Source organism: Aliihoeflea sp. (assembly GCF_052435475.1).
Taxonomy (GTDB): Bacteria; Pseudomonadota; Alphaproteobacteria; order Rhizobiales; family Rhizobiaceae; genus Aliihoeflea.
The window spans coordinates 425,988-439,535 of record NZ_JBQVMV010000001.1; the positions used below are offsets into that span (position 1 = coordinate 425,988).

Here is a 13,548-nt window from a genome sequence, read left to right on the forward strand (position 1 = left end):
TTCGAAAAGGAGAGCCTGATGGCTGCTGTTTCCTTTCACCATGGCACGCGCGTCTTCGAGAGCGGCGAGACGCCCGTTCTTGTCCGCACGGCCCAGACCGCAGTCATCGGGCTCATCGGCACCGCGCCGGAAGCTGACGAAGCGCGGTTTCCACTCAACAAGCCAGTGCAAATCCTTCGCTCTGCCGACGTCGTCGACCTAGGCGACGACGGCACGCTGCCGAAGGCAATCGACAGCATTTTCGACCAGATCGGTTGCCCGATCATCCTCGTGCGCATCGAGGAAGAAGATTCGATTGCAGAAACCTGGGCGAACGCGATCGGCAGTCAGGTCGCCTTCACCGGCGTCCACGCCTTCCGACGTGCTGCGTCGGATGGGCTCTATAAACCAAAGCTGCTCGTCGCCCCGGGCCTGACGCAGAGCGCTCCGGCCGATGGCATCGCCTCCATCAATGTTACCGAAGCGGGCACCGGCTACAATGCCGACACCGTGACCGTGACGGTTTCCGGTGCCGGCACCGGCGCAGAGGCACGCGCCACCGTTGGCGACAACGGCGCGATCGCATCGATCGTCGTAACGAAGCCGGGCTTCGGCTACACATCGGCGCCGACGGTAACGATCAATGCGAACGGATCAGGCACGGGCGCAACTGGGACGGCCAACACCGGATCGACGATGAACCCCGTTGTTGCCGAACTGATGGGCGTTGCCGAGCGGCTCAAGGCCATGGCGTATGTCGACGCGCCTGACAGCACGGATCAGGCGGCGGTGCAGTATCGCGGCCTCATCAACTCGGACCGCATTGCGGTTTGCGATCCGAAGGTGCTGAAGTTCGACACAGATCTCGCGCTGAATGTGCCCGAGCCGTCCTCGCCCATCTTCGCCGCTCGCCAGGCCCGCATGGACCTTGAACGGGGCTTCTGGTGGGCTGGGTCGAACGTCGAGGTCGCCGGGATTGTCGGGGCGAACCGTCCGGTCGAGTACGGTGCGCAGTCGAACTATCTGAACGAAAATCGCGTCAATACGATCGTCAACATCGACAATACAGGTTTCCGGCTTTGGGGCGTCTGGACCTGTGACAGCGATCCACTGTGGCAGTTCATCCCCGTGCGCCGCACGGCCGACGCGATCAACGAGGCGCTCGAAAAGGCATACCTCGAATTCGTCGACCGTCCATTCTCGCGCGCCAACCTCAAGTTCATGATCGAGAGCGGCCGCGCGTTCCTTCGCACGATGGAACTGGAAGGCGCGGTCCTGCCAGGCCATGACGTCTGGCTGCTCGACAGCAATACGGACAGCGACCTGGCGCAGGGTATCGTGAAGCTCGGCGTCAAGTTCGAACCGCCGGCACCGATGGTCGACATTCGCATCACCGCGCACCGCAACATCGCCTCCTACACGCTCCTGCTCAACCAGGTCGCGCAGGAGATCGGAAGCGGCTCGCTCGCCGCCTGACCCTTCGCCCGGCGGCCATCCCGCCGGGCAGCCACCCCGATCGCAAACATTGAAGGAGCAAGGTCATGTCCGACCTGCCGCGCTATATCCTGCGCAACTGCACCATCTTCGCCGACCGTGTCTCCAAGATCGGGCAGGCCAGCGAAATCACCCTGCCGGTGCCGACCGAAAAGCTCGAAGAGCTTCGGAACGCCGGCATGGTCATGCCGATCGATATTCCGATGGGCTACGAGAAGCTCGAGGCCTCGTTCAAGCTCACCGGCTTCGATCCTCAGACGATCACACTGTTCGGCCTCGCGGTTGGTCAGGAGCGCGAATATATGGCGACCGGCGCGCTGGCGCATGAAGACGGCACGGTGGTCAACGCGACGGCTTATCTTCGGGCCCGTCTGACCAAGAACGATCACGGCAACTGGCAGCCAGGCGAGATCGGCGAAAACGAATTTTCGCTCTCGGTCCGGTACTACAAGCTCGATGTGGAGGGCCGCACGCTGATCGAGATGACGCCGTTCAGCGTCTCGATCGCCGGCGTTTCGCAGACCGACGCTATCCGCACCGCGCTGCTGGCCTAAGGAGATACGATCATGGCTGACAAGAAGACCATTACGATCCCGCTGGAAGAGCCGGTCGAACATGACGGCAAGACCTATGAGAGCCTGACCCTGCGCAAGATGAAGGCGAAAGACCTCGTCGCTTCCGACCTGGTCACCGGCGACGCACGCAAGGGAATGGCGCTGTTCGCTTCCATGGCGGGCGTTCCGATCCAGGTCATCGAGGAACTCGATGCCGACGACTTCGAGAAGATCGGCCGGGAGGCAGCCCCCCTTATGGGAAAGAGGGGAAAGGCCATGCAGGCAGCCATGGCGCGGCTGGACATGCAGCCGGAGGCGGCACTCCTGCAGTAGACGCGGTAGCCGCGATGGCGCGCCACCTGCACACACCCGTTGCCCAAGTTGAGGACATGGATTGGGACCGCTTCGCGGCTTATCAGTCCTCGCTGGCGCGCATCCTGAAATCCGAACAGCCAAAACGCCGGGGCGGTTAGCCGCTTTGGCGATGGCCGAGGCGTGCATCAATGGCGACGATCACCTCCCGCCTGATCCTGCAACTGGTGGATCAGGTGACGGCGCCCGCGCGCCAGATCCAGTCGAGCGTCAAGGCCCTGACCGGGCTTGGGCGCAACATGTCGTACGGGGCGGCGGTGGCGGCCGACGTGCGCGAACTCGGTGCGGCGACGCGCGAGTTTGGCCAGGCGGCCGGCGTTCCTGCAGCGGCTTTGGCTGCGCTTGGGGGGAGGGCGGTCTACAATCTCCAGAAGGTCGGCAACACGATCCAGGCGGTGACCGGTATCACCGACGAGCAGCGCGCTTCGCTCGAAGAATACATGCGCGCACTCAACAAGGATTTCCCGTTCACGAACGCGCAAATCGCGCAGGCTGCTCTCGAACTGGCCCGCGCCGGCCTCAACCTCGAGCAGATGCGCGGGTCGCTCCGCGACACCTTGACGTTATCGCTTGCCGGCGACATCGACCTCGGTCACGCGGCCGATCTCGCCACCAATATCATGACGGCAATGCGAATGCCGATGGAGACGGCCGAGCAGTCGGCGACTTCGCTGCGCCGCATCGTCGATACGCTCGCCTATTCTGCCAACAAGTCGAACACGACCGTCGCGATGATGGGCGAGACGTTCAAGTATGTGGCGCCGATCGCCGCTGCCGCCGGGATGGACATTGAGCAGGTTTCGGCTCTCTCGATGACACTCGCGAACAACGGTATCAAGGCCTCGGAAGCCGGTGTCGCGTTGCGTTCCGCCATCGTGCGGATGGTCAAACCTACAAAGCCAATGATGGCTGCGCTGGAGCGCATGAACGTCAATCTCGGCGAGTTCGTCACGAACGGACGCATGATCGCCAGCGACGACATCATCGGTTCCCTGATCGGCGACGGTATCGATGCCGAACCCATGCGCAAGGCGATCGATGCAGTGCTGTCGGACAGCGCCCTGCAGCAGGCGCCGGCCAGACTTGCGCAGGCGCTGACGGCCGTCATCAGCGAAGGTCTTGGGAGCGACACCGTCGTCGATCGTTCGATCCTTGCCGCCACGATCACCGAAGCCGTGACTGCGGCGGGCTCCGAAGTCGACCTGATGGGATTCATCCGGCACCTGCGGGACAAAGGGGTTCCGCTCGGCGAGTTGATGAACATCTTTGATGCACGTCAGGGCTCGCGTCTTGCTTCGCTCCTTACCTCCGACCTCCACGAAATGCTGGATACGATTTATGCGGAGGCGGAAGGCACGGGCGCTCGCGTGGCCGAAACGATGAACAAGGGTATCGTGGGCGCCTGGAACAGCACGGTCGCCGGTCTGGAGAACATTGCGAACGTCATGGCCGGGACGGGCGTTCTGGACGAAGTGACGGCGATGCTGCACCGCTTCGCCGGCGCGCTCGAAGCTCTTTCGCAGAGCAACCCTTCGCTGATTTACGCGGCGACCTGGGCAATCCTTGCGACCGCCGCGCTTGTGCCGTTGGGCCTGGCGGCAAGCATTGCCGGTTCGGGGCTGCGCGTCCTTGTCGCGGCGCTGCGTCTGATCACCACGATCTCGTTGTGGCCGACGATCGCGGCGCTGAAAGCACTCGGAGGCGCGTTGTCGTTCACGAGCATCGCATCAGCGCTCGGCTTCGCGTCGCAGTTCGCCATGTTCGGCGCTATCCTCAAGGGTGCGCTTGCCGGGATCGGTGCAGCGGTCCTCGGAATCACCGCTCCGATCTGGGGGGTCGTCGCTGCCGTGGTCGCCGTCGCGCTCGCCGTATGGAACTACTGGGTGCCGATCTCGGCCTTTGTTTCAGGTTTCGCTTCCGTCGTGTGGGACGCAATGCGCGGCGCTGCCGGGGCAATCGGTGAGTTCATCGCGTTTCTGGCGAGCCTTCATCTTGGCGCGCTCATCAACTTCGCGGCACTCATCGGGATCGACGAAGAGACGGTTCGTGGCGCGGTCGCATTTGCGATCTCGGCCGTGACTGATTTCGCCGTCGACGTGGTTTCTACCATCCGCGGCATCGCGTCGTCGATCGGCTCCTGGGTATCGGAAATTTTCGCGATGAACGATTACACCAGCGAGGCCGTCAACGGTTTCCGGTCTGCTGGCGAACAGGCAGGCGCAGCCCTGGTCGACGCGATCAAGACGGCGATCAACGGTCTTGTCAGCTGGTTTTCGGGGTTGGCGAGGAGAATCATCGCGGCCATCGGTTCGATCGACATCGGCTCCATTATCAAGTGGCCGCAGCCCCCTGCATGGCTCTCCCGGCTCTGGAATGGTGGGATGGCCAACGTCGAAGCGCCGGCGCTTGCCGGCGCGCGTGCCGCTGGTGGGCCTGTGAGGGCAGGAGGCTCTTACCTCGTTGGCGAGGAAGGCCCGGAGATCGTCACCTTCGGGCGCTCGGGCATGGTGCACGACGCGCTGACCACCGCGAAGGTGATGCGCAATGCCGCTCTGGCATCGGCTGCGATGCTCACGCCTGTCGCTGCTGGTTCACCTGGCGGCAGTGGCAGCAGCCATGTCGAGATGAACATCGAAAGTGGAGCGATTGTCATCCATGCAACGCAAGGTCAATCCCCACGCCAGATCGCGGAAGAGGTGGAGCGGATGCTTTCGGCGAGACTGAACGCGCTCGCTCGCGGCGCGTACTCGGACGGATAAGCCCATGGCGATTCCTATGGCCCTTGGGCCCTTCATGTTCCACTCGCTGCGCTTCGGCTTTCACGGACTTGGCCGTGATTTGTCGACGCGCTGGGCCGATATCCAGACTGTCGGCGGGCTGAACCGGCTCCAATGGACCGGTGGCGACGATGACACGGTGCATATCGAGGGCGTGATTTTTCCCGAAGAGTTTGGCGGTCTCGCCACGCTCGAAGGTGTCCGGTCGGCCGCGCTGGCGGGGTCGACCCTGCCACTGATCAGCCTCGGCGGTCAGGTGTTCGGGATGCATGTCATCGAAATGGTCTCCGAGGATCGGTCGTTCATCGATCGCCTCGGCCGTCCGCGTAAAGACGTGTTCCGCATTGGTCTCAAACGATACACGGGCACCGGCTTTTCGCCGGTGTCCGTGGTCCAGACACTATTCGGGTGAGCGTCATGAGAACCTACACGACGCGACAGGGCGAGATGGTCGATGCGATCTGCCGCCGCGTCTATGGTGACGAAAGCGGCTACGTCGAGCGCGTGCTCGATGCCAACCCTGGCTTGGCTGAAATGCCCGTCCCGTTGCCGATCGGTACTGTCATCGACTTGCCAGAAATCCCGCGCGCGGCCGAGGTCGTGCCGGTGGTCAACCTTTGGGACTGATCCATGAAGACACCCCGCGCTGAAATCTCGGTCAACGGCAAATCCGTCGCATCGATCTTCAACGAGCGGCTCATCTCCGTGACAATAGTCGACAAAGAGGGCGTCACCAGCGACACAATCAGCTGCGAACTCAATGACGGTTGGCCATTTGCGGCAATCCCTCAAAAAGGCGACACGATCTCGGCGAAGCTGGGCTACATCCAAACCGGCGTCGCCTACTTCGGCCAGTTTACCGCCGAGGACCCTGAGGTTCGTTGCCTGCCATACGGGATGACGGTGAACGGCAAGGGCGCGAACATGCGCGACGATCTCAAATCGCAGAGGTCGCGCCATTGGGACAATGTCACCGTCAAGGAAGTGGTCGAAGAGATCGCCGCAGGAAATGGCTTGTCGGCTGCCGTCGACAATGAGGTGGGATCACACCTCTACGAGTGGTTCGGCCAAGAAGACGAAAGCGACCTCCATGTCGTCGAGCGTCTAGCACGCCGGCACGGCGCGCTTTTCTCCATCAAGGACGATCGTCTCATATTCGCCGCTAAAGGCAGTGGCCGCGCTCCGAGTGGCAAACCGCTCTTTCAAGTGATCGCGGCGCCCAGCGACATCGTGGAAGGTTCCTGTCGAACTACCTTCGCCCATCGGCAGAAGTTCAAACGGGTCAAGGCGAGGGTGCAGGATCGCAGGCGCGCCGAACTGATCGAGGTCGAAGAAGAAAGCGATGAAGAAGGCACGGCCGACTTCACGATAGCCGATCCGTTCGCGGATGAGGCCGAGGCGCGATCTGCGGCGAAATCGAAGGCAGGTGATCTGAAGCGCGAGACCATCAAGACCAGCGTCACAATGTTCGGCAACCCAGCCATCAGGGCAGGGTCCCCCTTTAGATACGCGGGCGTTCGACCGGAACTGGACGAGCTCGAATTCATCATAGAGAGCGCCACGCACCGGCTGTCCAAAGTCGGTTACACAACCGACATCGAGGCAAAGCTCAAAGCTTAGCGCCAGACAGTACTGAGGATGCTGATCATGTTGCCTAGCGCCATACTCGCCAGTCAATCAGTCCGAGCAGTAGGACCATGATTGGAAGCGGAATGCAGGTGCTGAGAGCATTATGGAAAATACGAGTAGTGGGAGCAGCCTCGTCGGGATTGACAAGAGACTCGCCCTGTATTTAGCGAAATGCTGCAGCTCGCTCGGCGTTGGCACTATTGTTTAAAGTGGTAGGTGTCGTTCTCATCGTCCTCGTAGAAAACGTGCTCAGTCATCGCATCATCGCCTTCATCAACGGCGTCGAGGATCTCGTTAGCGCGATCGAAAATATCTCGTCCATCGACAAGGGGCGTGAAATCGTCGTCGGCAAACTGCCTGACCTGGACCGGCGTGACATCAGTGTGGAGGACGGTCAGTCGGGCGCTGCCGCTACCTATGCGGTAAACATTTGCGCGAGGGTCGAAGAAGACGTTGATGCGCTCCAACCCTAAAAACTCGCACGCCTGCACCAGCCGCTCGATGTACGTCGCTTGGGATGTAGGGACGTTGTGCAAGAGCACCTCGACGTCGCGTCCAGACGCGGCGTTCACAACGGTCCACAGATCGGTTTTGAAAAGAGGATGCATTGCTACTCCGTCTGGTTAAGCCGTCACATACGGGCAGAGCCCCGATTCTTGACGCCGCGCCGTCATGCACATATGGCATCGACGCATGATGATATCAGAAGGTCCCAAATGACCGACACCCTTCCAGAAATTCATGATCGTGTCGCAGAAGCATATCAAGGCACCTTGGGGCCAAACTTCATGCGCGCTACCCAGCGTCGGATACACTGGATTTGCGCGCGCGTCCGTGGTGAAAACGTCCTCGATCTAGGTTGTAGTCAAGGAATAGCAGCGATCCTGTTGGCACGCGAAGCGAAGCGGGTGCTCGCCGTTGATATTGACGAACAGGCGATTGCATACGCACAGAGCCAACTCGAGAACGAGATGGAACACGTTCGTAGTCGTGTCAATTTCCTTCAGGCAGATGCTCTGACACACGACTTTGAAAGCGGCTTCTACGACTGCGTGATCCTCGGAGAGGTTCTGGAGCATCTACTCCAACCAGCGCAGTTGCTGAAAGTTGCCGCCAAAGCCTTGCGACCCAACGGGCAGATAATTGTCACGGTGCCGTTCGGCATCAATGATTATTTTGATCACAAGGACACATTTTACCTGTCAAAGATGTATCTGCTCTTAAATGAGTTTTTTGATATTACTGAGATCGAACCAGTGGAGAGCTGGATTGCATTTGTCGGTAATCCGCGAAAGACGCCTGCGGTGCCGACGATCAAATTCGACCTTGCTCTTGTGCAACGTGTCGAGTCCGCGTTCGAAGCCGTCGAGCATCGCTATGAAGCCCGCTTAGACAGCCTCTCCCGGCGAATCAAGGTATTGGAAAAAGACAAGAAAGCGGCAGGGGATCGGCTCAAAGCGGCCATTGCTGACATCGAGCGTTTGCAAACCGAACCAGCACAGCAGTCCAGTGTCGCCAAAGAGGATCTTGAACGCGCGCGTGCTCAGTGGGCTGATGAGGCGAATAAGAAAATCCGTAGGCTCGAAGCCGCGAACAGAAAGTTGCAAAACGAGCGCGAAGCACTCCGTAATTCGAAAAGTTTTCGGATCGGCCACGCGCTCGTTAAGCTGGCTAAAAAGCCCGGGCCCCGCACCTTGGTCGCCATTGCACGCAGTTTCCGAAAGTCGATTAAACCCTTAGCGCCGGCTGCCAAGCCACCGGTTGACGCCAAGGTGGCGCCTGCAACGATAGCCGCAACTGTGCCCATGCCTTTTGTTAGGAGGTCTTGGGATTCAGGCGCCGGCCGCAGGCCGCGGATAGCCGTAGTTATGGACACTTTCACTCAAGCGGCATTCTCTCCAGAAGCCGACATTGAGCAGCTATGGCCCGATAGCTGGAAAACTCAATTGGCGCACTTCAACCCGGACTTCGTCTTTATCGAGTCGGCCTGGCACGGAGTCGATGGAGCTTGGAAAACAAAAGTCAGTCATAACGCCCACGAATTGCAGGAGTTGTTGGCTTCCTGCACGAACAACGGCATCCCGACTGCCTTCTGGAACAAGGAAGATCCTGTACATTTCTCGACCTTCTTGAGTGTTGCTAAGCAATGTAGCGTTGTTTTTACAACCGACGTTGACTGCATTGCAGCCTACAAGTCGGCTCTCGGGCACGAAAGGGTTTATCTGTTGCCCTTCGCCGCGCAGCCAAAAATCCACCACCCCGTGGAAACATTCGATCGGAAAAAGGGATTCAACTTCGCTGGATCTTACTATCGAAAGTATGTTGAGCGTCAGCGGGACATGGCCACGTTGCTCGATACCTTAGGTACAATCGGGCCCGTCGAAATATATGATCGCAACGCGGACAATCCGCATCCCCACTATGCATTTCCAGATAAATATCACTCCCAAATATTGGGCGCGCTGCCTTTCAGCGAGATTGATAAGGCGTATAAAGGGTACCGGTTCGGGATTAATCTTAATACGATCAAGCAATCTCAATCGATGTTCGCCCGGCGTGTGTTTGAAATGATGGCGTCGAACACACCGGTGGTAAGTAATTTCTCCCGTGGAGCGAGACTTTATTTTGGTGATCTGATTATATCATCTGACTCAGGTGCGACAATTGACGGTCGCGTCCGACCATTATTTGATGATGAATCCGCCTATCGGAAGTTCCGACTCGCTGGACTGCGTAAAGTCATGACCGAACATACTTACGCACATCGGCTGTCGTTTATCCTGTCCAAGCTGTTTACGAACCCGCCCTTGCGGCGCGATCCTGCTACAATTCACATCGTCGCCGTTGCTCGTACAAAGGACGACGTTGAGCGCATCATCGACACCTATAAACGACAGAAATTTGAAGGTGTCTCTAAACTCCGTATCATTAGTCCGTTTGCATCAGACGATCCGAATGCGGCGGTGTTCGACAGTGCCGAGGCACTGACAGAAAAATTAACGGCCGATGCAAACGACCGAGATTACTTCTGTCTCTGGTCAGCAGATGACTATTACGGAGAAAACTATCTGACAGACTTGGCGCTCGCCCAAGTGTACGCCAGCTTCGAAGCCGTAGGAAAGAATACATTCTTTGAATTAGTAGACGGGGCGCCAATCCTTCGAAATGCCGGACATTCCTATCAGTTCGTGGATCAACTGCCCGTTCGTTCATCGATGGTAAAGATGGGGGCAATATCGGCTACGACAATAATCGAGTGGCTTTCGGACCCCGAAGCCTCCGTTATCGTCGACAAGAGATCCTTGAGTATCGACGAATTCAACTACTGTAAGTGTGCTTCTGCGTTTGAGGTAACTGCTGTTGTTAAAGACGTACAGTTCGCTTCTCGAGGGGCAGATTTGGCTCGCATTCAGCACGTCGCTGAAACGATGCCGGAAGGTGCGGCGCGTGTATGCCATATCGGGCGGCAACTGGATGCCCAGCGCCTGCACTCACTCCTTAATAGGGGGCGAGGAGGACGTGTAGACGTCAAATTTCGCGACGGCACCTTACACCTTACCTCGACGGTCCTAGTCGGGCAAAAAGTCTACCTTTGGGCTAATCAGCAGATCGCGCTTGAAGAGTTGCTTCTGACAGACAGCAGCGAAGTTTACATCGATGCAGAATTTGGGTCGATCGCCCAATTTGTATGCGAGTACTACGATGCGCGTGGGCAAAAAATCAGCCATACGATACTGCGGTCGACTGGAGGCCATACATTAGTCGTACCTGAGGAGTGCCAGTCAATCCGCCTCGGTCTACGTGTCGAAGGGATTGGAGAGGCGAGCGTAAATTCGATTGCATTTGGGCGATCTGTCCGCGCGCCTGATATAATGCTCGCGCGATCAAAGATTCTAATCCTGACGAAGCAGTATCCGAGCTATCATGACCTTTACCGCTACGGGTTTCTTCATAGTCGTGTGAGGAGTTATAGAGACGCGGGTATGGATGTCGATGTCTGCAAAATTCGCGAGATCGCCTATAGCGGGTTCGAGGAATTTGAGAATATTGATATCGCTGCGGTTGATGAATTGACGTTGAAGTCGAGCCTTCACGCGAATCAGTATTCACACGTACTTGTCCACGCACTCGATCGTCGAAATTGGGAGCTGCTCAAACCGCATCTCGGGCGGTTAAAGATCATCGTTTGGCTGCATGGAGCCGAGGTGCAATTATGGCAGCGCCGGCAATACGAATTTGAGCGTTTGGATGCAAAAGAAGTTGAACGCCAAAAGAAGCTTAGTGATCAGCGTCTAGCGCTTTGGCACGACGTTTTTTCTAACGCCGGCGAAATGCTGAAATTTGTCTTCGTGTCGCAATATTTTCGAGATGAGATTGAAGGCGATTTTGGAGTCAAGATCCCGAATAGCGCCGCCCATATCATCCATAACCACATCGACAGTGAGCAATTTCTGTATGTACCGAAATCACCTGAACTGAGGACGCAAATTCTCTCAATCCGACCATTTGCTAGTCGAAAGTATGCGAATGATCTGACCGTAGACGCTATTCTGGAATTGTCGCGGCGCGAGTATTTTGGCGATCTTCATTTTACAATCGTTGGCGAGGGCCCATTGTTCGACGAACTCACTGCGCCGTTACGCGCCTTTCCGAACGTCGAATTGCACCAAAGATTTATGACGCATACGGAGATTGCAGATTTCCACCGCCGCCACGGCGTAGTGCTGACGCCCACTCGGATGGATTCGCAAGGCGTATCACGAGATGAGGCGATGTCATCCGGGCTCGTGCCGATCACAACCCGGGTCGCTGCAATTCCCGAATTCGTCGACAGCGATTCTGGCATTGTTGTCGAGCCAGAGAACCCTACTGCGATAGCGGATGCGGTTGAGTATCTGTATCGAAATCCTGGCGAGTTCGAGAGGCTATCTGCTGGCGCCGCAATGCGCGTACGAGCGCAGTCTGGCGTTTCCCAAACGATCGCTAAAGAAATCGAGCTTTTCAAATGATGGAATGTCAGCCTTTGAGCAAAGCGTTGTAAGACCGCAATACGCTATCGACAGTTCCGATTTCGCGGATTTCTCCTTGTTCCAGCCAGACCAGTGTTTGCACCCATTCTCGCAAAACCCGCTCGGAATGACTGGCGAGCATGAGTATTTTGCTTCGATCGATTAACTGCGACTGAAGCCCACCGATCGTCTTGCTGAGGCTTGGATCGACTGCGTTGATCCACTCGTCCATTATCAGTATTTCGCCGCGAACGAGCCGTAGCAGGCTCATGACCAGTCGGGATTTCATGCCTGCGGAGTAACTCTTGATTGGAAGATCGAAGTAGCCTCCGAGCCCGCTGATTCGATGAACATCGTCGGTATGCGACAAGATCTGCAATTGGGGAATGCCCATGTACAGACACTTCAGTTCAGTGTTCTGTCGTCCCGACAATTCCGGCCGCAAGCCGGTACTCAACGCAAATTGAGGGCTGACGACACCCTCAATGTCGACGGCTCCTCTCTGCGCTGAAAGGCCGCCGGCGCAGAGCTTCAAAAGTGTCGATTTTCCTGAACCGTTGGTCCCAATCAGCCCAACCCGGTCGCCATCCTTGAACGAGAGCGTTAAGTTTTTGAGTGCAGCGATTTCGATGTAGCGCTGGCCGACGATAATTTGGGCACCTACAGCATCACGCTCAAATCGCTTTGCCGTCGCCGCCGTCTTCCGCATGAAGTAGCTAACGTTCACGTCTCGCAGTTCGATCTTCGCCATAGCTATTTCAAATTCCTGACAAACGTATTGGATCGCTTGTAGGCATTGAAGCCGACCGCACACAGGGCGACAGACAAGCCAACGGCGACGAACCAATCCGCAGGATTAAAGGAGATGACCCCAAAGGCCTGCCTGAAGACGGACAGAAAGTACGCCGCCGGATTGTAGTCGATCAGAAGGGCCCGAACGCCGGTTGCGTCACCTTCCGCGCCCCAGAAAACGGGCGACACAAAAAACATGAATCGAACGCCGACGCTAAAAATAGCGTCCAAATCTGGAAAGAGAATAACACTGAGATTCACGATGTAGGCCACAGATATCGAAACTAACGACAGCATCAGTATCAATGGCAATATAAGGAATAGATGCGATCCCATGCTCACGGGAGCTAGTAACAAAATCGCAAAAAACAACAGCGCTAAATCCATCGACATCGCGAACAACCTGTCAATAAGCAATTTGTAGAACAGGCCGATCAATGTGAGGTTATTGTGAACGGCAAAATCAAAGCGCCTTTGAATGACAGTAGTGCTTGATGTGATGGTGGAAGCGATGAAATTCCAAACGACATATCCCGCGAGTACGTAGAGATAGAATTCTCCTGCGCTGATGTGATGTGGCTGTCTAAAAACGACCGCCAACATGACGGTGAAAATCAGCGTTGAGAGCGGGCTCCAAATGATCCCCAAGTAACTCGATTGTCGCTCCGATCGAGCCTCGATGAGGCTGATATGCAGGAAACGGACCAACCGTGACAGGAAGGGTCTTATCATCAGCCAAATGTGCAATTGTTGAAACCACGCTAGTTGATTCATCAGTGCGCCTGCGGGCGATTTGGAGGGTCAATTACCTGACCCTTCGCTGCGCTGCAATTTAATACGGCTGTCTGCGTTTCCGTCGGAACGTACCCGTGGTTCGAAAATCGCGAATTTGTTGTAAATCGTGCAGTAACAGCTCAGCGGTGCCTACCGGGTCCTCTGCGA

At 57.1% G+C, this 13,548-nt stretch carries 11 protein-coding genes; 8 read left to right on the forward strand and 3 right to left on the reverse strand.

Annotated elements, in window-relative coordinates:
• Positions 1–18: 18 nt before the first annotated feature.
• The 7 genes from ACT6QU_RS02215 to ACT6QU_RS02245 all read left to right on the forward strand — a co-directional run bounded on the left by ACT6QU_RS02215 (position 19) and on the right by ACT6QU_RS02245 (position 6,796).
• Positions 19–1,455, forward strand: a complete 1,437-nt coding sequence (locus ACT6QU_RS02215; RefSeq protein ID WP_444563206.1) for a phage tail sheath subtilisin-like domain-containing protein — start codon at positions 19–21, stop codon at positions 1,453–1,455.
• Between the two features lie 65 nt (positions 1,456–1,520).
• Positions 1,521–2,027, forward strand: a complete 507-nt coding sequence (locus tag ACT6QU_RS02220; protein WP_444563207.1) for a phage major tail tube protein — start codon at positions 1,521–1,523, stop codon at positions 2,025–2,027.
• A 12-nt stretch (positions 2,028–2,039) separates the two neighbouring features.
• Positions 2,040–2,360: a phage tail assembly protein gene (locus ACT6QU_RS02225; RefSeq protein WP_444563208.1), complete on the forward strand. Its 321-nt coding sequence runs from the start codon at positions 2,040–2,042 to the stop codon at positions 2,358–2,360.
• A 170-nt stretch (positions 2,361–2,530) separates the two neighbouring features.
• A complete protein-coding gene (locus ACT6QU_RS02230) occupies positions 2,531–5,158 on the forward strand; it encodes a phage tail tape measure protein (RefSeq protein WP_444563209.1) in 2,628 nt (875 codons plus the stop codon).
• Between the two features lie 34 nt (positions 5,159–5,192).
• Positions 5,193–5,588, forward strand: a complete 396-nt coding sequence (locus ACT6QU_RS02235; RefSeq protein ID WP_444563210.1) for a phage tail protein — start codon at positions 5,193–5,195, stop codon at positions 5,586–5,588.
• Positions 5,589–5,593: 5 nt separating this feature from the next.
• Complete coding sequence (locus tag ACT6QU_RS02240; RefSeq protein WP_444563211.1) at positions 5,594–5,803, forward strand: tail protein X; 210 nt, start codon at positions 5,594–5,596, stop codon at positions 5,801–5,803.
• 3 nt (positions 5,804–5,806) lie between these two features.
• Positions 5,807–6,796 carry a phage late control D family protein gene (locus ACT6QU_RS02245; protein ID WP_444563212.1) on the forward strand — a complete coding sequence of 330 codons (990 nt, stop codon included), beginning with the start codon at positions 5,807–5,809 and terminating at the stop codon, positions 6,794–6,796.
• A gap of 206 nt (positions 6,797–7,002) precedes the next feature.
• Here ACT6QU_RS02245 and ACT6QU_RS02250 read toward each other — a convergent pair whose 3' ends face one another.
• Entirely contained in the window at positions 7,003–7,413 is a 411-nt protein-coding gene (locus tag ACT6QU_RS02250; protein WP_444563213.1) for a hypothetical protein, read from the reverse strand.
• Positions 7,414–7,521: 108 nt separating this feature from the next.
• Here ACT6QU_RS02250 and ACT6QU_RS02255 point away from each other — a divergent pair, with 108 nt between their 5' ends.
• Entirely contained in the window at positions 7,522–11,814 is a 4,293-nt protein-coding gene (locus tag ACT6QU_RS02255; protein ID WP_444563214.1) for a methyltransferase domain-containing protein, read from the forward strand.
• A 7-nt stretch (positions 11,815–11,821) separates the two neighbouring features.
• On the opposite strand, the gene ACT6QU_RS02260 is transcribed toward ACT6QU_RS02255, so the two are convergent.
• Entirely contained in the window at positions 11,822–12,565 is a 744-nt protein-coding gene (locus tag ACT6QU_RS02260; RefSeq protein WP_444563215.1) for an ABC transporter ATP-binding protein, read from the reverse strand.
• Positions 12,566–12,567: 2 nt separating this feature from the next.
• Positions 12,568–13,380: an ABC transporter permease gene (locus tag ACT6QU_RS02265; protein ID WP_444563216.1), complete on the reverse strand. Its 813-nt coding sequence runs from the start codon at positions 13,378–13,380 to the stop codon at positions 12,568–12,570.
• Positions 13,381–13,548 lie beyond the last annotated feature (168 nt).